This is a genomic window from Mucilaginibacter sp. (genome assembly GCF_965201005.1).
Classification (GTDB): Bacteria; Bacteroidota; Bacteroidia; order Sphingobacteriales; family Sphingobacteriaceae; genus Mucilaginibacter_A.
The window spans coordinates 2,833,957-2,855,492 of record NZ_OZ241747.1 but is presented as its reverse complement, the minus strand read 5'-3'; the positions used below and the strand labels follow the sequence as shown (position 1 = coordinate 2,855,492).

Here is a 21,536-nt window from a genome sequence, read left to right as displayed (position 1 = left end):
CTAAAACTCCCGGCCTAAAATTTTTCCGTTTTGAAAATGATATTCTTCCAGTTTTTCCTTGATTTTTTCTTCTGCGGATAATTCCCGTTTTACCATTTTTTTCAGATCCGGCTGTCCGGCATCAACCCAGGCCGAAAACCAGTAACTGCCAACCGCCACGATAGAGGCGCGCATTTGTTTTTCTACCATTCCATGCAGCATTTGATGATAAGAACCAGCATACGGTTCTGCATAATTGCGGATCAGCTTATTGCCGTTTTTTATGAAAGTATATTGCTGGTCCGGACGAAAATTGGCGCGGTTTTGCTTTTCCATCTTCAAAACAGAATCCAAACAATTGTAGGTTTGTTGGCAAATTTCCCACGCTTTTTTCAGCGGATCATTAACATAAACAGCTTTTCCTGTAAAAAAGTTATATTGATTGGCAAACAATTCTGGCAATCTGCTTTCCCAAAACGCATGAATACCAACCTGATTGGTTTTCTGTCCGTTGTAATTGCTCGTCATATGCAGTGGTACATGTGCATCAGCAACGTAATGACCTAAATCCGCAGAATATTTTAGGATTTTTACTGAATCCAGTTCTTTAAAAGCCTGCACCAGTCGATAATAATTTCGTTGTATCGACCACGGCACAGTTCCATATTTATTCAAAGTATCGGCAGAAAACTTAGCCGCAGCAGCATCCCACTTTTGCGGCAAACTGTCAAACGGGAAATTACCATAATGATCTGCATCCAAAAAATGCCGAGGTGCTTCATACGGGTCGGTATATCGGCGCTTATCTGGGTCAACCGCATGCTCTGTTAAGTAGGTAATGTTGTTTTTGTAAAACCCGATCATCCCTTTTGGTAAGGTAAAAACAGCATTATGGTTGATTGTTTTGTGGCCGAAGAAACCCCAACTGCACAGTAACAAAGCCAATAAAAATAAAGTTACTAATTTAAAACCTCTGGATTTGTTAAACTTCACATAGCAAATATATAATAATTAATTAATAATTAATAAAATATCATTTTAATTATTTAAGAATTATTTTTTTCTGATTTTACAATCTGTTATTTTCGAAAATCAGATTTGATTTATCAAATAATCCAACTATATTTGCAACCTTAATTTTAAAGAAGAATACCCGCTAAACAATGGCAAATCATAAATCATCCATCAAACGCATCCGGGCTAATGCTGCAAAGCGCTTGCGCAACCGATATCAGGCAAAAACTACCAGAAACGCAATTAAAAGATTGCGGGGGACAACCGTTAAAGCAGATGCTGCAGGGTTGTTGCCAAGGGTAATTTCCATGCTTGATCGTTTGGCCAAGAAAAACGTAATCCATAAAAACAAAGCATCAAATAACAAATCAAAGCTTACTAAATTTGTAAATACATTAGCATAAGCGCATAATTTTTCTCTTTTATAAAAAAAGCAGTTATACACTAACTGCTTTTTTTATAAAATAACACTTTCTTTATAGTTAAATAATTTTCATATTTAGCTGATGGAAAATTACGAATCGAAAATAAATATCAAATCTTGGGCAGAAGAAGACCGGCCACGCGAAAAGCTGCTTCTGCAAGGCAGGCGTGTTTTAAGTGATGCTGAATTAGTGGCTATTTTGATTGGTTCCGGTAGTTTGAATGAATCGGCAGTGGATTTGAGTAAACGGATTTTACATCATTTTTCTGGCGATTTAAACGGTCTGGGTAAAGCCTCTGTTAATGATCTGTCCAAGTTTAAAGGTATCGGCGAAGCCAAAGCAATTTCTATTATTGCGGCACTGGAACTGGGTCGGCGAAGAAAAGAAACCGAACATAAACAAACAGAAAAAATTGGTTGCAGTAAAGATATTTTTCATTTAATGCACCGCTATTTTGCAGATCTAAACCATGAAGAATTCTGGATTATCCTGATGAACCGGGCCAACAAAGTGCTTTCCCGTCATTTAATTAGCAAAGGCGGCCAGGCAGGAACGATTGCTGATCCGAAAATTATTTTTCAAACCGCCCTCGAACATCATGCAGTTGCTGTCATTCTTACCCACAATCATCCCTCAGGTAATTTAAAACCAAGTCAGGCAGATCTCGATCTTACCAAAAAATTGCGCAACGCAGGCCAGATGCTGGATATTGCCGTGCCAGACCATCTTATTTTTACCGATAAACACTACTTCAGTTTTGCAGATGAAGGCTTATTGTAAGGTAAGTAAAAGATAAATGGTTGGAAGTTAAAAGGATTAAAGCCCAAAACTTAAAACCTGTTTAAATTTCTGCGGATAAGTTTGCCATGCTTCTTTTATCGCCTGAATTTTTGTTTTTATAGTTGATGCCGGTAAAAAAACTTTTAAAATCACCAAGTTTTAGGCGATAAAAGAAGCATTTAAAATTAAATACCTTTTTAATCAAGGATCAAATGATAAAGATGCTATCACGCACATTCGATCGTCTTCATCCGCTACCTTAATTTCGTTGTCCACTCTACCTTTCGCCGCTTTTCCTATCTTTGTGCTTTTTCTTTCTGATCAAGCATGAAAATTTCGTACAACTGGCTGAAACAATATATAGATACAACCCAAACTCCTGAGGAAATTTCGCAAATTTTAACCGGGATCGGTCTGGAAGTAGAATCATTGGAAAAAGTTTTGGCACTTCCGGGCGGTTTGGAAGGCTTGGTGATCGGTTATGTAAAAGAATGTACACAGCACCCAAATGCCGATCGTTTGCGGATCACCAAAGTAGATACCGGCGGCGAAGAATTGCAGATCGTTTGCGGTGCGGCAAACGTGGCAGCCGGACAAAAAGTAGTTGTGGCAACCGCTGGAACTACAGTTTATCCTACTGTGGGCGAGCCTTTTAAAATCAATAAATCAAAAATCAGGGGCGAAGTTTCTGAAGGGATGATTTGTGCCGAAGATGAAATCGGTTTGGGCACAGATCATGCAGGGATCATGGTTTTGGATGATTCTGCCCAAATCGGGATGCCTGCCAAATCCTATTTTAAGCTGGAAGATGATTATCTGTATGAAATTGGTTTAACGCCAAACCGGGCAGATGCAGCTTCGCATTTGGGCACCGCGCGAGATCTTGCCGCTTACTTGAAAACGCAAATAATCTTGCCGGATGTTGCTTCTTTTAGCACACAAAATTTGACTTTGCCGATTGCTGTTGGCGTTTTGAATGAGAAAGCTTGTCCGAGATATTCAAGCTTAACAATCTCCGGCATCGAAGTAAAAGAATCTCCGGAATGGCTGAAGCAAAAATTAAGCATTATTGGTTTACGGCCAATCAACAATGTGGTGGATGCAACCAATTATGTGCTGCATTCTTTAGGCCAGCCCATGCACGCTTTTGATGCCGATAAAATTAAGGGCAATAAAGTAGTTGTAAAAACCTGTGCCGAAGGAACGCTGTTTAAAACACTTGATGGTGTGGAACGCAAACTTTCTGAGGATGATCTGATGATTTGTAACGCAGAAGAGCCGATGACGATTGCCGGTGTTTTCGGCGGGATCAACTCGGGCGTAACCAATCAAACTAAAAATCTTTTCCTGGAAAGTGCTTATTTTGATGCGGTTTCTGTTCGTAAAACGGCTAAACGGCATGGTTTAAAAACGGATGCTTCGTTTCGGTTTGAACGCGGTACTGACCCAAATATAACTGTTTTTGCTTTAAAGTTTGCTGCATTGCTGATTCAGGAACTGGCTGGCGGAACAGTTTCTTCCGAAATTTCTGATTTTTATCCGAAACCGGTTGCTTCTTTTATCGTGCAAATTTTGTACAAACATGTAAACCGGTTGATCGGGAAAACAATTCCTTCCAAAGAAATCAAATCAATTTTAATAGTCCTGGACATTAAAATCACTGCGGAAAATGAAGAAGGACTTACTTTGGAAATTCCGCCGTACCGGGTTGATGTTACGCGTGAAGTGGATGTGATTGAGGAGATTTTGCGGATTTATGGTTATAACAACATCGAAATTCCTACGCAAATCAGGGCTTCATTAAATAATGCGGCCAGGCCAGACAGAGATGCTGTGCAAAACATGCTGGCCAACTTGCTGACGGCCAATGGGTTTAATGAAATATTGGCCAATTCGCTTACTAAATCTTCTTACACAAATGATTTAGAAACGGCCGTAAAAATTTTAAACCCTTTAAGCGGGGATTTGGATGTGATGCGGCAAACGCTGTTGTTTTCTGGTTTGGAAGCGATCAGTTATAATCAAAACAGAAAAAATCAGAACCTGAAGTTGTATGAGTTTGGAAAAGTATATCATCATTACGCCGGAAAGTTTGAAGAAAAGCATCATTTATCCTTGTTTTTAAGCGGAAATGATCAGCCCGGACAATGGAACCAAAAAGAGTTACCGGTCAGTTTTTACCAGCTAAAAGCAGCAGTAGATACTTTGTTGTACAAAGCCGGTATAAAAGATTTTACGGTGGAAGATGCAGCGTTGGCAGAACTGGATTTTGGGCTGGTTTATAAGATTGGAAATAAAGTTTTAGTCGGTTTCGGAAATGTATCCAAATCGGAACTGAAGAAAACCGATGTGGATCAAACTGTTTTTTATGCTGATTTTAATTTCGGTTTATTGCTGAAGCAGATCGGCAGAAATAAAATTATTTATCAGGAAGTGCCCAAGTTCCCGGCCGTAAAACGGGATTTATCTTTACTGGTTGATGAGCAGGTCACTTTTAATCAGCTTAAACAAATTGCTTTAAAAACTGACCGTAAACTGATCAAAGCTGTGGATGTTTTTGATGTTTATATAGGCGATAAACTCCCCGAAGGGAAAAAATCTTATGCGCTGAGCTTTGTTTTGCAGGACGAAGAAAAAACGCTTACAGATAAAGTAATTGATGCGGTGATGCAAAAAGTGATTTTTAACCTGCTAAAAGAAGCATCGGCAGAAGTCAGGAAATAGCATTTATCCGGTTTGTTGTGCAAATTTAAGTGTGGTTTTTAATCTAAATTGATAACTTTAAACTTTTTAACTATTCAAAATTAAATGTCTGTAGTTGCCGAGCAATTAGTTAAAGTTGTTGAAAAAACCGAACGTTTGATTGGTTTGTGTGTAGCTTTGCAGGAAGAAAATGAATTGTTGAAGTTTGAAAACCAATCGTTAAATGCGCTGCTGGAATCGGGCAAAGAAAAAAACAAGGAACTGGAAGATAAGCTTCGTGTATTGAAACTGGCCAAAAGCTTTTCGGAAACGAATGAAAAAAGCCTTGATATCAAGCAAAAAATTAACGATTTTGTGCGGGAAATTGATAAGTGCATTGTGTTGCTAAAAAAGTAACGACTTAATTTAAAGTAGCTTAATGGGAGATATCTCCATAAAAATAAATATTGCAGACCGCGTTTACCCGCTAAAGGTGAACATGGAAGAAGAGGAAATTATACGCAGGGCAGCCAAACTGATTAATGACCGGATCAAGGATTATCAGGAAAATTATGCAGTAAAAGATAAACAGGATTTGCTTTCGATGTGTGTTTTGCATTATGCAACCACTTCGCTGAAAGCAGAAAAACAGGTAATGATCGAAGATACGGAAGTTACCGAAAAAGTTTATCAGTTGGACAAGCTGCTGTCGGATTTCTTTTCAAACTCATAATTTATCGTGTAAAAAAAGCATAAGGTGTAGCCGTTTTTAAGTTTAAGTTTTGCTGTTTTTAGTAACCAATTATTGAATTTGATCATCGGTTCATCTGAAGATCATTTGCATAACGTTACCTGCAAAACTTAAAGTTGACAACGGTTTTTTTTATTTATATTAATTAATTATTATCAAAATGGACGTACTATATACCATCATCGGGTTATTGCTGGGCATTGGGCTTGGCATTGTAATTGGCCGCTACTTATTGCGTAAACTATTTACCAGTCAGGAAGTTGCGGCGCAAACTAAAGTTAAAAAAATACTAAAAGATGCAGAAAACAATGCCGAAATTTTAAAAAAGAACAAACTTTTGGAGGCAAAAGAAAATTTTCTGCAGTTAAAATCCGAGCATGAGCAGGAAGTAAATGCAAAGAACAATATTATCAATCAGCGTGAAAATTCTTTAAAACAAAAAGAGCAATCGCTTAATCAAAAGCTGGAAAATGCCAATCGCAAAGATCAGGAGTTGGAAAACAGCCGCAAAAACCTGGAAAAGCAAACAGAAACTGCCGTAAAAAAACAGGAAGAGGTTGAACATTTGAAATTGCAGCATGTGCAGCAACTCGAATCTATCGCTGGATTAACGGCGGAAGAAGCCAAAAACCAGCTTGTGGATAATTTGCGTGAAGAAGCACGCACCAAGGCCATGAGCCAGATTAAAGATATTGTGGATGAAGCTAAACTAACAGCAACCAAAGAAGCAAAAAAAGTAGTTATCCAAACTATTCAGCGCACAGCTACAGAAAGTGCGATTGAAAACACGGTTTCTATTTTCAACATAGAAAACGACGAAATCAAAGGACGGATTATCGGCAGGGAAGGGCGGAATATCCGTGCTTTAGAAGCGGCAACCGGTATTGAAATTATTGTGGACGATACGCCTGAAGCAATTATTCTTTCAGGATTCGATCCCGTGAGAAGGGAAATTGCACGTTTGGCCATGCATCGTTTGGTTACAGATGGCAGGATACATCCGGCCAGGATTGAAGAAGTGGTTGCCAAAACACGCAAGCAGATTGAAGAAGAAATTGTAGAAATTGGCGAACGTACCGTAATTGATTTAGGTATCCATGGTTTGCATCCCGAATTGATCCGGATGGTTGGCCGGATGCGTTACCGTTCTTCTTACGGCCAGAATTTGCTACAACATTCTCGCGAAGTGGCCAATTTCTGCGCAACTATGGCCGCCGAATTAGGATTGAACGTTAAACTTGCAAAACGCGCTGGTTTACTGCACGATATTGGTAAAGTGCCCGATGATAACCCAGAGTTGCCGCACGCAATTTTGGGGATGCAACTGGCAGAAAAATATAAAGAAAACCCGGAAGTTTGCAACGCTATTGGTGCGCACCACGATGAAGTGGAAATGACATCAATCATTTCGCCAATCATTCAGGCTTGCGATGCAATTTCTGGTGCAAGGCCGGGCGCAAGGCGTGAAGTGGTAGAAAGCTACATCAAAAGGTTAAAAGATTTGGAAGCTTTGGCTTTGTCTTATCCTGGAGTTGAAAAAACTTTTGCCATACAGGCAGGCCGCGAATTACGGGTTGTGGTTGAAAGTGAAAAAATTACAGATGCACAATCAGAAGTTTTGGCTGCTGATATTTCCAATCGTATCCAAACGGAGATGACTTACCCGGGCCAGATCAAAGTTACCGTGATCCGTGAAACGCGTTCGGTGGCTTTTGCAAAATAAAAAACAGCTTAAATAAATAACTTTAAAGCGATGGGTTGCCCACCGCTTTTTTTATTAACCAAATTCTGACCATGACCGGAAAAAACCAGCAACGGCAGTTGGATATTTACCTGGATTATTACAACAAAAAATATCCAAAGCAAAGCGGTAAAATTGTACAAGGGTTTTGCGCGCTTGGTATCAGTTTGGCAATTTTGGGATTAAGCTGGGCATTGCCTTTTCCGCATTTAAGTTTCCTCGGTCAGTACAATAGTTTTTTCAATTGGGCTTCGTTCATAATCGCCATTGGTATTTATTATTATTCTAATTTATCGCCTTTGCTTTCTTATTTAATGCTGTTTTTAGCACTGATTTTTACTTATCTGATATCCGTTATCGAGAGGCAAATTCCAAATCATCTGTTGATGGGAGAAGTGTTCGGGTTGATTTTATTGCTATTTTTACTGCTTCATTATCAGTATAATAAAACAATCAGCAACAATAATCCTGTAAAAATCGAAGTTGGTTTTATTTGGATTGGCCCGATCTGGATTTTAAGTTTAATGCTGAAAAAATTAAAGATCAGGTTTTAAGCCGGACAATGCTTCTTTTATCGACCTAAATTTTGCCTGATAAAAGAAGCATTGCAAATAGATTATCCTACAAATTTTTGCCTAATTTTTCGAGCATTTCCTGCGGCACTTTTTCAAGGTCTAAAACCAAAAAGCCATCCAAACAATCAGAAAACTTAGGATCAATGTTAAAGCAAATAATTTTGGCATTGAGGGAAATGTACTGGCGAAGTAAAACCGGGATTTTCATATTTCGGCTTTCTACTTCCGAAATCAAATTATCCAGAACTTTAAATGAATTTTCACCTGCTAAAAGAAGCTCTGTATCAATTTTGGCAAAATCAACTTTAAACTTTTTCCGCGGTTTTACATACTGCGCCATTTCATGGTCAAAATGGTTTTTGCTGATATAATCTACAATCAGTGATTTAGAAAATTTTGAAAAACTATTGCTGATGCTTACCGGCCCGATCAGATATCGGTAGCGCGGATTGTCAATCAAATATTTCAGGATCCCTTTCCAAAGTAAAAACAACGGCAATGGTTTTTGCTGGTATTCTTTGCGGATAAAAGACCGGCCTAACTCTAAGCTTTTTTTCAAGACCGGCGTAAACCCACCTTTAATTTTGAAAAGTTCGGCAGTGTAAAAACCGTTTTTGCCCATGCTGTAATAAATCTCGTCGCCTTTGCCAATCCGGTAAGCACCAACAATTAGTTTAGCTTCTATGTCCCAGATAAACAGATGGTTATAATAAATATCGTACTCGTCCAGGTCAGAGCTTTTGTTTGATCCTTCTCCCACTTCACGAAAAGTAATCTCCCGCAAACGGCCAATTTCTTTAAGTGTATTTGGCAGCAGGGAAGGCGGCGCAATGTAAACCTCGTAATTTTTTTCTACCCAAACCGAATAGTTTTCTCGCAGTGTTTCCACTTCCTGCTCAATTAAATTTGCAGGGATCGGCAACGCAATAGGTTCGGGTGTTTTGTTGATTTTGAAAAGGTTACGCGGATTGAAAATTTTTCTTTCTCCTTCCAATCCTGTTCCTAAAGCGTAGGTTTTGGCACGAAGAAAGTTAAGTAGTTTGGTTGTATTTCCGGCATCCGGAATTTCGCTTAAATGGATTGGCTTCCCGATCCTAAGCTTGATTTTATGCCCTTTTTTGTTAAATAACTCTGCCGGAAGCAATGCCGTTCTCAGCGTTGGATGGATCAAGCTCAGCAAATTAAAAAGCAAACCGTTGTTGCCATGAAAATAAATAGGTACTACTGGAACTTTGGCTTTTGCAATCAGCTTGCCAACAACCGGATGCCATTGCCTGTCGGTAACCCCCTGGTTTTCAATTTTATAAGTCGAAACCTCACCGGCCGGAAAAATTCCGATCGGTGTGCCGTTCCGCAATAATTCCAACGTGTTTTTTATTCCGCTGATGCTGGATGAATGCTCAATATTTTCAAAAGGGTTTACCGCTATGAAATAATCACTTAGGTTTGGGATTTTTTTGAGCAAAAAGTTGGCCATCAGTTTTGCATCAGCCCGTACCATGCACAAAATTTTCAGCAAAACCATTCCTTCAACACCACCATAAGGATGGTTGGCAATGGCCACGAAACCACCGGAAGTTGGTATATTTTTCAGTTCGGCCGGGTCAAATTCTATTTCAACGCCCATACCTGCTAAAATGGCATCCACAAATTCAGGGCCTTGTTTAGGCTGCGCTTGTGCAAACAGTTTGTTCACATCGTTGATCTTCATAATTTCCATCAAAAAAGCAGCAAGACCGGGCATTTTCAGCTTATCAATTTTGGTAGCCTTGGCAAATTCTTCTGTGGTAATTACTTTCATCCTATATAACGCTGATTAAATATTCAATTTAAAAAGTAAATATCATATAATTATGCTTAGCTTTCTAAACTAAACCGCTTTTACATGCTATCAGTATTTAAAAACTACTTTACAATTACCAAAAAAGAGTGGAACGGGATGCTTGTTTTAGTTGTACTGATTCTTGCTGTACTGCTTGCGCCGGATGTATATCAATTGATCAAAAAGCCGGATGCGGTTGATTTTACCCGGATAAAAGAAGCACAAGTAATTTTGGATCAGGCAGTTATAGAAAAAACCGAATATGGTATAAAGGATAAGCCGGCAAATTATCCACATAATGCTTCTTTTAGCAGCATAAAATCAAAGGCTGAATATTTCAAGTTCAACCCAAACCATTTACCGGAAGAAATGTGGGAAAAACTTGGCTTAAGCGAACGGCAAATCAAGGTAATCCTGAATTATGAAGCAAAAGGCGGACGGTTTTATAAGAAGGAAGACCTGCAAAAAATATATTCTGTAACGGCAGCAGATTATGCCCGGCTTTCGCCTTATATTGTAATACCGGAGCGTAATTTTAATAAAGATTTTCCGGACAGAGCTATAGCTTTTCATACAAAGCCTGCTGTTATGGTTGAGCTAAATCAGGCTGATTCTGCACAACTAACAAAGATTAAAGGCATTGGGCCTGCATTTGCGAACAGGATTTTGAAGTACCGGAACCGTTTAGGCGGTTTTTATCGTAAAACACAACTAATGGAAGTGTATGGTTTGGATTCAATCAAGTACGAGGAAATTTATAAACAAGTAGAAATCAATCCCACTGAAATTACAAAAATCAACATAAACACTTGTGATTTTGATGATTTAAAGCGAAACCCTTATTTGAGTTTTAAGCAGATGAACGCTATCATTCAATACCGCAAGCAGCACGGTAATTTTAGAAGCAACGAGCGATTTAAAAAACGTGTTGATTTTGAATGAAGAAACCATCCTAAAATTAGAACCATATTTATCCTATTAAAAGAAGCATTAAAGCCTATAATTCAATTTTACAATCTGAAATTTTATTGTATTTTTGCCTTCCCTGAAAGGAGGTATTGTAGGAATTATGATTATTATTAATGTAAAAGACGGCGAATCTTTAGATAAAGCGCTGAAACGTTTCAAGAAAAAGTTTGAAAAAACCGGTGTTTTAAGAGAATTACGTAGTCGCCAGGCATATGAAAAAAGATCTGTAACCCGCAGAAACGTTGTTAAACACGCTGTTTACAAGCAAAATATGTTTGCAGATAACGCATAAGTTTTTTTAACTTTTGCTTTGAAGCTGATGTGAAAACTATTTGTATCTTCAATTTTAAGAAGAAGCAAATAGTTTTTATGCATTTAGACCTTTTTTATAATTACATCCGATACGAAAAACGCTTCTCTGTCAATACTTTAACAGCTTATAAAACAGATTTGCTGCAGTATTTTTGTTACGTTGAAGCAAATGGCAATGCTTCTTTTACCGATGTTTTTTTGATCAGAAGCTGGATTGTACAGTTGATGGATCAAAAAATTGATCCGTGTTCTGTAAAGCGGAAAATCACTTCACTTAAAACTTACTTTAAATTTCTGGTTCGGGAGGATCTGGTTTCTGAGAACCCGATGTCCAAAATCCAAAGTCCGAAATTGGGCAAGAAACTTCCGGTTATCATCCGTGAAGAAAATGTGAGCATCCTTTTAAACAATCAGGATATTTTTGAAAAAAATTTTGCCGGTATCCGGGATAAATTAGTGATCGAAATTATATTCGGAACCGGCCTGCGTTTAGCCGAACTATTAAGTTTGAAAGAAACAGATATAAACTGGTATGAAAACACTATAAAAATACTGGGTAAAAGAAGTAAGGAGCGGATTGTACCGCTTAACAGAGAATTGCAATTGTTGATTAAACAGTATCTTGTTGTTAAAAAATGTGAGATTTTTGATAACAATTCTTTAAAATTGATCGTTACCCATACCGGAAGCGATGCTTACCCGAAGCTAATTTATCGGATTGTGCAAAAATACCTCAGCTATATTACCACTCAAAATAAAAAAAGCCCGCATATTCTCCGGCATACTTTCGCAACCAGTTTATTAAACAACGGGGCTGATTTAAACGCTATCAAAGAACTTTTAGGCCATGCAAATTTGAGTGCAACGCAGATTTATACACACAATTCGGTAGAAAAATTAAAACTAATTTATAAACAAGCCCACCCAAAGGCGTAAAAAAGGAGGAAAAATGAAAATTACGGTTCAGGCAATACACTTTACTGCTGACAGTAAATTGGTGGATTTTATTCAGAAAAAAGCAAACAAGCTGGATCAGTTTTTTGATCAGATCATCAGCGGAGAAGTTTATTTAAAGGTAGAAAAAGTAGAAGACGAGGCTAATAAGATTTCTGAAATAAAATTACTGATCCCCGGAAATCAATTATTTGCAAAAGAAAAGTGTAAAACTTTTGAAGAAGCCACTGATTTGGCAATTGAAAGTTTACGTAAGCAATTAGAGAAGCACAAACAGAAGAATAGAGCACATGAAACCAGTTATAAAGAATCTGTTAACAACAATATAGTATAAATTTTAAAGGTGTAAACCTGCTACCAGGCCGACAAAAATATTTGTCGGCTTTTTTTATAAAAAAAGTTTTGTTGAATCTATAAAAAGTGTAGATTTGCATTCCGTTTTCAGAAGTGTTAGGTACAGCTTTACAATCCGGTTTGTTCTTTTAATATACGTATAAAATGCCTCCTTAGCTCAGCTGGTAGAGCGACTGACTTGTAATCAGTAGGTCATTGGTTCGATCCCGATAGGAGGCTCTAAAAGGATATTGATTGTTCTTTTTAGATGGGGGGATACCAGAGCGGTCAAATGGGACGGACTGTAAATCCGTTGCTTCGGCTACGAAGGTTCGAATCCTTCTCCCCCCACTTTTTAAGCGGAAGTAGCTCAGTTGGTAGAGCGATAGCCTTCCAAGCTATAGGTCGCGAGTTCGAACCTCGTCTTCCGCTCTTAATTGATTATGAGCTACGATTGACGATTGCGAATTTATAAATCCTGATCGGCAAGCGTAAATTATCAGCCGACGTAGCTCAGCGGTAGAGCACTTCCTTGGTAAGGAAGAGGTCATGGGTTCAAGTCCCATCGTTGGCTCGCATTTAAAAGTGTATAAAATAGTAAATTAACCTAATAACAATATAAAAATCATGGCAAAAGAAAAATTTGACCGTAGTAAACCGCACTTAAACATCGGTACAATTGGTCACGTTGACCACGGCAAAACTACTCTTACTGCAGCTATTACAAAAGTATTAGCCGATAAAGGCTTTTCAGAAGCTCGTTCTTTTGATTCAATTGACTCCGCTCCTGAAGAAAAAGAACGTGGTATTACAATCAATACTGCACACGTAGAATATTCTACTGCAAACCGTCATTATGCGCACGTTGATTGCCCTGGGCACGCTGACTATGTAAAAAATATGGTTACAGGTGCAGCCCAAATGGATGGTGCAATAATCGTTGTTGCTTCTACCGATGGTCCAATGCCACAAACGCGTGAACACATCTTGTTGGCTCGCCAAGTAGGTGTACCTTCATTGGTTGTTTTTATGAACAAAGTGGACATGGTTGATGATCCGGAATTACTTGAATTAGTAGAAATGGAGATTCGTGAATTGTTATCTTTCTACGATTACCCAGGTGATGATATTGCTGTTATTCAAGGTTCTGCTTTAGGTGGCTTGAATGGTGAGCCAAAATGGGTTGATAAAATTATGGAGTTGATGGATGCTGTAGATACACAAATCCCTATTCCTCCGCGTTTGACCGAACTTCCTTTTCTAATGCCTGTAGAAGATGTTTTCTCAATTACTGGTCGTGGTACAGTAGCAACTGGCCGTATTGAAAGAGGTATTATCAACTCTGGCGAACAGGTGGATATATTAGGTATGGGCGCAGAAAACTTAAAATCAACTGTTACTGGTGTTGAAATGTTCCGCAAAATCCTTGATAGAGGCGAAGCTGGCGATAACGTAGGTTTATTGTTACGTGGTATTGAAAAAGAATCTATCCGTCGTGGTATGGTTATTTGCAAACCAGGTTCTGTTACGCCTCATACAGATTTCAAAGCTGAAGTTTATGTTTTATCGAAAGCAGAGGGCGGTCGTCATACACCATTTTTTAATAAATACCGTCCGCAATTCTACTTCCGTACTACTGATGTAACTGGTGAAATTTCATTGGCAGAAGGTGTAGAAATGGTTATGCCAGGTGATAACGTTACTATCACAGTAAAATTGATCAATGCTATCGCAATGGAAAAAGGTCTTCGTTTTGCAATCCGTGAAGGTGGCAGAACTGTAGGTGCCGGTCAGGTTACGGAAATTTTAAAATAAAATCTCAAAAAAGGTTAATTGCGAAAACATAAGCTTGTTTGTTCAGGCTTATGTTTTCCTGTAAATACACGGGCATAGTTCAATGGTAGAATAGAGGTCTCCAAAACCTTTGATCAGGGTTCGAATCCTTGTGCCCGTGCAAATAAAGAATTTTTATTATAATGGCTAAAGTAATTGAATACGTTAAGGAGTCTTATATCGAGTTAACTCAAAAAGTTACTTGGCCAACATGGAGTGAGTTGCAAAGCAGTGCTGTTTTAGTTTTGATCGCTTCAATCATTATTGCCTTAATTATTTTAGCTATGGACGAGTCTGTAGGAAACTTGCTCAAGTATTTTTACAAATCCCTTGCATAATATTTGAATATGAGCGATCAATTAAAATGGTATGTAGTAAGAGCCATTAGTGGAAAAGAGAAAAAAGTAAAGCAATATATTGAAGCAGAAGTTAATCGTTTAGGCATTGCTCATCAAATTCCGCAGGTTTTAATCCCCATGGAGAAATACTATCAAATGCGTGAAGGAAAAAAGATAGCTAAAGAACGCAACTATTTTCCCGGATATGTTTTGATTGAAGCAGCTTTGGATGGAGAAATGGAGCACATCATCAAAAATACAAATAGTGTGATTGGTTTTCTCGGTGACAAGGCAGGCAATGCAGTTCCTTTACGGCAAGCAGAAGTTAACCGTATTTTAGGTAAGGTTGATGAAATGACAGTTCAAACGGAAACCATGAGTGTTCCTTATTATGCCGGTGAAAATGTAAAAGTGATGGACGGTCCTTTTAACGGTTTTAACGGTGTAATCGAAGAAGTCAACGAAGAAAAGAAGAAATTAAAAGTTATGGTTAAAATTTTTGGAAGAAGAACTCCATTAGAACTTAACTATATGCAAGTAGAAAAAGAATAGGTAAAAGAAGCATTGTATAAACAATGTCTCACTACTACAAAGAGCTTAAATGTTACATTGCTTCCACATTATAACATTTGTTATCAATTAATAGAATAAAATGGCAAAAGAGGTTGGTGCACTAATCAAGTTGCAAGTAAAAGGCGGTGCTGCAAATCCATCACCTCCTATTGGTCCTGCATTAGGTGCAAAAGGAGTGAACATTATGGAGTTTTGCAAGCAGTTTAATGCTCGCACACAAGATAAAGCAGGCAAAGTTTTGCCTGTGGTTATTACTGTATATGTTGACAAGTCATTTGAATTTATCATTAAAACGCCTCCTGTTGCTATCCAGTTGCTGGAAGTTTCCGGATTAAAAGGCGGCTCTGCAGAACCTAACCGAAAAAAGGTTTCCAGTGTTTCTTGGGATCAGGTTCAAACCATTGCTCAAGATAAAATGACTGACTTAAATGCTTTCACCGTTGAATCAGCAATGAAAATGGTTGCAGGCACAGCACGCAGTATGGGGATTACCGTTAGCGGTAATGCACCCTGGAATAATTAACAATTAAATTCAATTTAAGACAGTGGCTAAATTAACAAAAAATCAAAAGGCAGCACTTTCCAAGGTTGAGGCGAACAAATTATATTCTTTACAGGAAGCCGCTTCTTTAGTGAAGGACATAACAACTACTAAGTTTGATTCATCAGTTGATATTGATGTTCGTTTAGGGGTTGATCCACGTAAAGCTAATCAGATGGTTCGTGGTATTGCTACATTGCCTCACGGAACCGGTAAAACTGTTCGTGTTTTGGTTTTGTGTACGCCTGATAAGGAAGAAGAAGCTAAAGCAGCAGGTGCAGATTATGTAGGTTTGGATGAATATATTACAAAGATTGAAGCTGGCTGGACAGATGTTGACATTATCATCACCATGCCAAGTGTTATGGCTAAAGTTGGTAAACTTGGCCGTATCTTAGGTCCGCGTAATTTAATGCCAAATCCAAAATCAGGTACAGTGACTCCGGAAGTCGGGAAAGCAGTTACAGAAGTTAAAGGTGGTAAAATAGATTTTAAAGTAGATAAAACAGGCATCGTTCATGCATCAATCGGAAAGGTTTCTTTTTCCCCGGATAAGATTTTTGATAATGCGATGGAAGTGATCCAAACTATTTCTAAATTAAAACCGTCTTCAGCAAAAGGAACATACTTTAAAAGTATCCACCTTTCTTCTACAATGTCTAAGGGTATAGAAATTGAAACTAAATCAGTAGCAGGTATTTAATCATGAAGAAGGAAGAAAAATACGAAGTAGTTAATGCATTAACCGAACAGATAAAAGAATATGGTAATTTTTATATTACTGATACTTCAAATTTAACTGTTGCAAAAATTAATGCAATTCGCAGAAAATGTTTCGAAAGTGATATTAAGATTCAAGTTGCTAAAAATTCATTGATAAAAAAAGCAGTAGAAACGATTGGCGGGGATTTTACCCCTATGTACGATGCTTTAAAGGGATCATCTTCTATCATGTTTTCCAGATCAACGAACGCTCCGGCAAAGTTGATCAAGGAACTCAGGAAAACTGGTGAAAAACCATTGCTAAAAGCAGCATATATTCAATCATCGTTTTTTGTTGGTGATAACCAATTAGACGCTTTAATTAATTTGAAATCGAAGGAACAATTGATTGGTGATATTATTGGATTGTTGCAGTCTCCTGCTAAAAATGTTGTTTCTGCCCTGCAATCGAGTGGAAACAAATTAGCCGGTATCTTAAAAACTTTAGAAGAAAGAGGTTGATCAGACACCAAAAAGTTCTGAAAAAAACTATTACAAAAACAAACTATTAAAATTTAATTTTAAATAAAATGGCAGATTTAAAAGCGTTTGCTGAGCAATTGGTAAACTTGACAGTAAAAGAAGTTAACGAGTTAGCTCAGATTTTGAAAGATGAATATGGTATTGAACCAGCTGCCGCAGCTGTTGCAGTTGCAGGTCCTGCTGCTGGTGGCGATGCCCCTGCTGCTGCAGAAGAAAAAACAGCCTTTGATGTAATATTGAAAGAAGCTGGCGGTTCTAAATTAGCGGTTGTTAAATTGGTGAAAGATTTGACAGGTTTGGGTTTAAAAGAAGCTAAAGATTTAGTTGATGGCGCACCAAAAGAAGTTAAAACTGGTGTTACTAAAGAAGAAGCTGAAACACTTAAAAAACAATTAGAAGAAGCGGGAGCAGTAGTTGAGGTTAAATAACCTTAGACTTTCCGTTCGTTATTTAAAGACTCCGGCCTGTTTTGGCCGGGGTCTATTGTTGTTTATAACACACCCATTTTTGTTTGAAGTTTAAGAACCTGTTTAAATCTATCCGATCTATTTTTAATGCTTCATTTATCATATAAAAAACAAAAATTTCCATGCTTCTTTTATCGGCCTAAAATTGGAAAACAAAATTTATGGGCATAAAAAAAGCACGGTGTTTTTTCGAAGTAAATTTAAACAGGTTCCAAAACACAACTTTCTTCAAACAAGTGAAAGTTTATTCATAAACTAAAAAATTAATCCCTTGGCAAACAAAAATAATCAAAGAGTAAACTTTGCAACAAGTAAGCATGTAATTGATTACCCTGACTTTCTGGATGTGCAATTGCAATCTTTTCAGGAATTTTTTCAATTAGAAACCACTTCAGACAATCGCCATAAAGAAGGCTTGTTTAAAGTTTTTGCAGAAAATTTTCCTATTTCAGATTCCAGGAACATATTTGTTTTAGAGTTTTTGGATTACTTTATTGATCCGCCCCGCTATGATATCCAAGAATGTATAGAGCGCGGATTAACATACAGTGTTCCATTAAAAGCGAAGCTTCGTTTATCATGTAATGATGAAGAACATGAAGACTTTGAAACAATTGTCCAGGATGTTTATTTGGGGACAATCCCATATATGACACCAAAAGGGACATTTGTAATCAATGGTGCCGAGCGTGTAATTGTATCCCAGTTACACCGCTCCCCGGGAGTATTTTTTGGCCAAAGCCGACATACTAACGGAACAAAACTATATTCTGCACGTGTAATTCCGTTCAAAGGTTCTTGGATTGAATTTGCTACAGACGTTAATAACGTGATGTATGCTTACATTGACAGAAAGAAAAAATTTCCGGTTACTACTTTACTGCGTGCTATTGGCTACGATTCTGATAAAGATATTTTAGAATTATTTGAATTGGCAGATGAAGTGAAAGTCAGTAAATCCGGTTTGAAAAAATTCATCGGCAGAAAGCTTGCTGCAAGAGTTTTAAAAAAATGGGTAGAAGACTTTGTGGATGAAGATACAGGTGAAGTAGTTTCTATTGACCGAAACGAAATTATTCTGGAGCGGGAAACCATTTTAGAAGATGAGCATATTGACATGATCATTGATGCTGGCGTAAAAAGTATCATCTTAAACAAAGAAGATGCTGCAACCAGCGGTGATTATACCATTATATACAATACTTTACAAAAAGATACCTCCAACTCAGAAAAAGAGGCGGTTGAACATATATACAGACAATTACGTAATGCGGAACCACCTGATGAAGAAACCGCACGCGGCATTATTGACCGTTTGTTCTTTTCTGATAAAAGATATGATTTAGGTGATGTCGGTCGTTACCGGATCAATCGTAAATTAAAACTGGATACATCTTATGAAACTAAAGTTTTAACCAAGCTAGATATTATCGCGATCGTAAAGTATCTGATCAAGTTGATAAATGTTAAGGCAGAAGTTGATGATATCGACCACTTATCCAACCGGCGTGTCCGTACAGTAGGTGAGCAATTATATGCACAGTTTGGTGTAGGTTTGGCCCGCATGGCGCGAACCATTCGTGAGCGGATGAACATTCGTGACAACGAAGTATTCACACCAACTGATCTGATCAATGCCAGGACTTTATCATCTGTAATTAATTCTTTCTTTGGCACTAATCAACTATCTCAATTTATGGATCAAACCAATCCATTGGCAGAGATTACACATAAGCGCCGTTTATCTGCGCTTGGACCCGGCGGTTTGTCCAGAGAACGTGCAGGCTTTGAAGTCCGTGATGTGCATTATACCCATTACGGTCGTTTATGTACTATTGAAACTCCTGAAGGGCCAAATATTGGTTTGATTTCTTCACTTTGTGTTCATGCAAAGATCAATAATCTTGGTTTTATTGAAACGCCTTATAAACGGGTTGTTGATGGTAAAGTTTCTGTAGATGAACCGGTTATTTATCTTTCTGCAGAAGACGAAGACGGAAAAACCATCGCCCAGGCAAATGCGCTATACGATGACAAAGGAAATTTTGAAACATCACGTGTTAAAGCCCGGTTTGAAGGTGATTTTCCGGTAATTGAACCGGAAAGATTAGATTATATGGACATTGCTCCAAATCAAATTACTTCTATTGCTGCGTCATTAATTCCATTTTTAGAGCATGACGATGCTAACCGTGCTTTAATGGGCTCTAACATGCAGCGACAGGCAGTTCCTTTGTTACGCCCGGAAGCACCAATTGTTGGTACAGGTTTGGAAGGCCGCGTGGCAAAAGATTCGCGTACATTGATTAATGCTGAAGGTGATGGTCTAGTTGAATATGTTGATGCCAATGAAATCAAAATTAAATATGATCGTAATTATGATGATCGTTTGGTTTCTTTTGAAGGCGATACACAAACTTATCGTTTAATCAAATTTAAAAAGACCAACCAAAGCACAACCATTAATTTAAAACCTATTGTTACTAAGGGTCAGCGGGTTGAGAAAGGACAAGTGCTTTGCGAAGGTTATGCAACTCAAGACGGTGAACTTGCTTTGGGCAGAAACATGAAAGTTGCTTTTATGCCTTGGCAAGGTTATAACTTTGAAGATGCGATTGTAATTTCTGAACGGGTGGTTTCTCAGGATATTTTTACTTCTCTTCATATTGAGGAATTTGAATTGGAAGTACGTGATACCAAACGTGGTGAAGAAGAATTAACGCCGGATATTCCAAATGTTTCTGAAGAAGCTACAAAAGATTTGGACGAAAACGGAATCATTCGTGTAGGCGCAGAAGTAAAAGAAGGCGATATATTGATTGGTAAAATCACACCAAAAGGCGAATCTGACCCTTCACCGGAAGAAAAATTATTACGTGCTATTTTTGGGGATAAAGCCGGCGATGTAAAAGATGCATCTCTAAAAACACCTCCTTCAATCAGCGGCGTAGTTATTGATACAAAATTATTTTCCCGTGCTAAAAAAACTTCTAAAGCAGAGGAAAAAATTGCAATAGAAAAATTAGATAACAAACACGATAAAAACATTAAAGACCTTAAAAACTCTTTAATTGAAAAATTATTTGAAATTGTAAACGGTAAAACATCACAAGGTGTTTTTAATGTTTATAAGGAACTGTTAGTTGCAAAAGGTGTCAAGTTTACTCAGAAGATTTTGGTAGAATTAGATTTCAACAATATCAATCCAACCAAATGGACTACTGATGAGGAAAAAAACGACATGATCAAACTGCTTCTTCATAACTATAATATTAAAGTGAATGAAGAATTGGGTGCTTACCGTCGTGATAAGTTTGCCATTAGCGTAGGCGATGAGCTGCCTTCCGGTATTGTTCAAATGGCCAAAGTTTATATCGCTAAAAAACGCAAACTAAAAGTTGGTGATAAAATGGCCGGCCGCCATGGTAACAAAGGTATTGTTGCGCGTATTGTGCGTGATGAAGATATGCCGTTTTTAAGTGACGGTACGCCTGTTGATATCGTTTTAAACCCGCTTGGGGTGCCTTCCCGTATGAACTTAGGACAGATTTACGAAACTGTTTTAGGATGGGCCGGTAAAGAGTTGGGGATGAAATTTGCTACGCCAATTTTTGATGGTGCATCTCATGCAGAAGTAGAAGAGTGGGTATCTAAAGCCAAAGTTCCGGCATCTGGCAGAACTTATTTGTACAACGGTTTAACCGGAGATCGTTTTGACCAGCAGACTACAGTTGGGATTATTTATATGCTGAAATTAGGCCACATGGTTGACGATAAAATGCACGCGCGTTCTATCGGGCCATATTCTTTAATTACACAACAGCCTTTGGGCGGTAAAGCCCAGTTTGGAGGTCAGCGTTTTGGTGAAATGGAAGTTTGGGCATTGGAAGCATTTGGTGCAGCTAATATCTTGCAGGAAATCCTCACAGTTAAGTCAGATGATGTGATCGGTCGTGCTAAAACATACGAAGCTATCGTTAAAGGTGAAAACCTGCCTACACCATCAGTTCCTGAATCTTTTAACGTATTGGTTCACGAATTAAGAGGTTTAGGTTTGGATATTACTTTAGAATAAGTTCGAAAAGGTATTTGTGAGTGTTTTATTAAAATCTATCACTCACAAATTTTCTCTGTTATCAATAGCTAACAATTGCAATGCTTCTTTTACCATACAAAAATCAGAACAAATTTTAGTTGATAAA

21 protein-coding genes and 5 tRNA genes are annotated in these 21,536 nt (G+C 38.0%); 24 read left to right on the top strand and 2 right to left on the bottom strand.

Features of this window, described 5'->3' with window-relative positions:
* On the bottom strand, positions 1-972 hold the full coding sequence (locus tag ACOFKR_RS13095) for a zinc dependent phospholipase C family protein (protein WP_419801252.1): 972 nt from the start codon (positions 970-972) through the stop codon (positions 1-3).
* Between the two features lie 170 nt (positions 973-1,142).
* On the opposite strand from ACOFKR_RS13095, the gene rpsT reads away from it, so the two are divergent.
* The 7 genes from rpsT (at position 1,143) to ACOFKR_RS13060 (ending at position 7,926) form a co-directional block, all read left to right on the top strand.
* Positions 1,143-1,397, top strand: coding sequence for a 30S ribosomal protein S20 (rpsT, locus tag ACOFKR_RS13090; protein ID WP_419801251.1), 255 nt, complete (start codon positions 1,143-1,145; stop codon positions 1,395-1,397).
* Positions 1,398-1,499: 102 nt separating this feature from the next.
* The gene (radC, locus tag ACOFKR_RS13085; RefSeq protein WP_419801250.1) at positions 1,500-2,198 is read left to right on the top strand and encodes a RadC family protein; all 699 of its coding nucleotides are present in this window, start codon (positions 1,500-1,502) and stop codon (positions 2,196-2,198) included.
* A 327-nt stretch (positions 2,199-2,525) separates the two neighbouring features.
* On the top strand, positions 2,526-4,922 hold the full coding sequence (pheT, locus tag ACOFKR_RS13080; protein ID WP_419801249.1) for a phenylalanine--tRNA ligase subunit beta: 2,397 nt from the start codon (positions 2,526-2,528) through the stop codon (positions 4,920-4,922).
* 84 nt (positions 4,923-5,006) lie between these two features.
* The gene (locus ACOFKR_RS13075) at positions 5,007-5,297 is read left to right on the top strand and encodes a hypothetical protein (protein ID WP_419801248.1); all 291 of its coding nucleotides are present in this window, start codon (positions 5,007-5,009) and stop codon (positions 5,295-5,297) included.
* A gap of 22 nt (positions 5,298-5,319) precedes the next feature.
* Positions 5,320-5,613 carry a cell division protein ZapA gene (locus ACOFKR_RS13070; protein WP_419801247.1) on the top strand — a complete coding sequence of 98 codons (294 nt, stop codon included), beginning with the start codon at positions 5,320-5,322 and terminating at the stop codon, positions 5,611-5,613.
* Positions 5,614-5,791: 178 nt separating this feature from the next.
* Positions 5,792-7,354 (top strand): ribonuclease Y, encoded by a 1,563-nt coding sequence (rny, locus tag ACOFKR_RS13065; protein WP_419801246.1) that lies wholly within the window; start codon positions 5,792-5,794, stop codon positions 7,352-7,354.
* A 71-nt stretch (positions 7,355-7,425) separates the two neighbouring features.
* A complete protein-coding gene (locus ACOFKR_RS13060) occupies positions 7,426-7,926 on the top strand; it encodes a hypothetical protein (RefSeq protein ID WP_419801245.1) in 501 nt (166 codons plus the stop codon).
* 67 nt (positions 7,927-7,993) lie between these two features.
* On the opposite strand, the gene ACOFKR_RS13055 is transcribed toward ACOFKR_RS13060, so the two are convergent.
* A complete protein-coding gene (locus tag ACOFKR_RS13055; protein ID WP_419801244.1) occupies positions 7,994-9,748 on the bottom strand; it encodes a lysophospholipid acyltransferase family protein in 1,755 nt (584 codons plus the stop codon).
* Positions 9,749-9,832: 84 nt separating this feature from the next.
* On the opposite strand from ACOFKR_RS13055, the gene ACOFKR_RS13050 reads away from it, so the two are divergent.
* From ACOFKR_RS13050 to rpoB, 17 genes are all read left to right on the top strand, one after another.
* Positions 9,833-10,711, top strand: a complete 879-nt coding sequence (locus tag ACOFKR_RS13050) for a ComEA family DNA-binding protein (protein ID WP_419801243.1) — start codon at positions 9,833-9,835, stop codon at positions 10,709-10,711.
* A gap of 127 nt (positions 10,712-10,838) precedes the next feature.
* Positions 10,839-11,030 carry a 30S ribosomal protein S21 gene (gene rpsU, locus ACOFKR_RS13045; RefSeq protein WP_419803640.1) on the top strand — a complete coding sequence of 64 codons (192 nt, stop codon included), beginning with the start codon at positions 10,839-10,841 and terminating at the stop codon, positions 11,028-11,030.
* Positions 11,031-11,107: 77 nt separating this feature from the next.
* Entirely contained in the window at positions 11,108-11,986 is an 879-nt protein-coding gene (locus ACOFKR_RS13040) for a tyrosine-type recombinase/integrase (RefSeq protein WP_419801242.1), read from the top strand.
* A gap of 13 nt (positions 11,987-11,999) precedes the next feature.
* Entirely contained in the window at positions 12,000-12,338 is a 339-nt protein-coding gene (hpf, locus tag ACOFKR_RS13035) for a ribosome hibernation-promoting factor, HPF/YfiA family (RefSeq protein WP_419801241.1), read from the top strand.
* A gap of 166 nt (positions 12,339-12,504) precedes the next feature.
* A tRNA-Thr gene (locus tag ACOFKR_RS13030) sits at positions 12,505-12,577 on the top strand.
* A gap of 30 nt (positions 12,578-12,607) precedes the next feature.
* Positions 12,608-12,688 (top strand) — tRNA-Tyr (locus ACOFKR_RS13025).
* A gap of 8 nt (positions 12,689-12,696) precedes the next feature.
* Positions 12,697-12,769 (top strand) — tRNA-Gly (locus ACOFKR_RS13020).
* 70 nt (positions 12,770-12,839) lie between these two features.
* Positions 12,840-12,911: transfer RNA gene (locus ACOFKR_RS13015), tRNA-Thr, on the top strand.
* 53 nt (positions 12,912-12,964) lie between these two features.
* On the top strand, positions 12,965-14,152 hold the full coding sequence (gene tuf / locus ACOFKR_RS13010; RefSeq protein WP_419801240.1) for an elongation factor Tu: 1,188 nt from the start codon (positions 12,965-12,967) through the stop codon (positions 14,150-14,152).
* A 68-nt stretch (positions 14,153-14,220) separates the two neighbouring features.
* A tRNA-Trp gene (locus ACOFKR_RS13005) sits at positions 14,221-14,291 on the top strand.
* 22 nt (positions 14,292-14,313) lie between these two features.
* Positions 14,314-14,508, top strand: a complete 195-nt coding sequence (gene secE, locus ACOFKR_RS13000; protein WP_419801239.1) for a preprotein translocase subunit SecE — start codon at positions 14,314-14,316, stop codon at positions 14,506-14,508.
* Between the two features lie 9 nt (positions 14,509-14,517).
* Complete coding sequence (gene nusG / locus ACOFKR_RS12995; RefSeq protein WP_419801238.1) at positions 14,518-15,060, top strand: transcription termination/antitermination protein NusG; 543 nt, start codon at positions 14,518-14,520, stop codon at positions 15,058-15,060.
* A gap of 100 nt (positions 15,061-15,160) precedes the next feature.
* Entirely contained in the window at positions 15,161-15,604 is a 444-nt protein-coding gene (gene rplK, locus ACOFKR_RS12990) for a 50S ribosomal protein L11 (RefSeq protein WP_419801237.1), read from the top strand.
* A 22-nt stretch (positions 15,605-15,626) separates the two neighbouring features.
* Complete coding sequence (gene rplA, locus ACOFKR_RS12985) at positions 15,627-16,325, top strand: 50S ribosomal protein L1 (RefSeq protein WP_419801236.1); 699 nt, start codon at positions 15,627-15,629, stop codon at positions 16,323-16,325.
* A 2-nt stretch (positions 16,326-16,327) separates the two neighbouring features.
* Positions 16,328-16,846, top strand: coding sequence for a 50S ribosomal protein L10 (gene rplJ / locus ACOFKR_RS12980; RefSeq protein WP_419801235.1), 519 nt, complete (start codon positions 16,328-16,330; stop codon positions 16,844-16,846).
* Positions 16,847-16,914: 68 nt separating this feature from the next.
* The gene (gene rplL / locus ACOFKR_RS12975; RefSeq protein ID WP_419801234.1) at positions 16,915-17,295 is read left to right on the top strand and encodes a 50S ribosomal protein L7/L12; all 381 of its coding nucleotides are present in this window, start codon (positions 16,915-16,917) and stop codon (positions 17,293-17,295) included.
* A 310-nt stretch (positions 17,296-17,605) separates the two neighbouring features.
* On the top strand, positions 17,606-21,409 hold the full coding sequence (gene rpoB / locus ACOFKR_RS12970; RefSeq protein ID WP_419801233.1) for a DNA-directed RNA polymerase subunit beta: 3,804 nt from the start codon (positions 17,606-17,608) through the stop codon (positions 21,407-21,409).
* Positions 21,410-21,536: the final 127 nt, after the last annotated feature.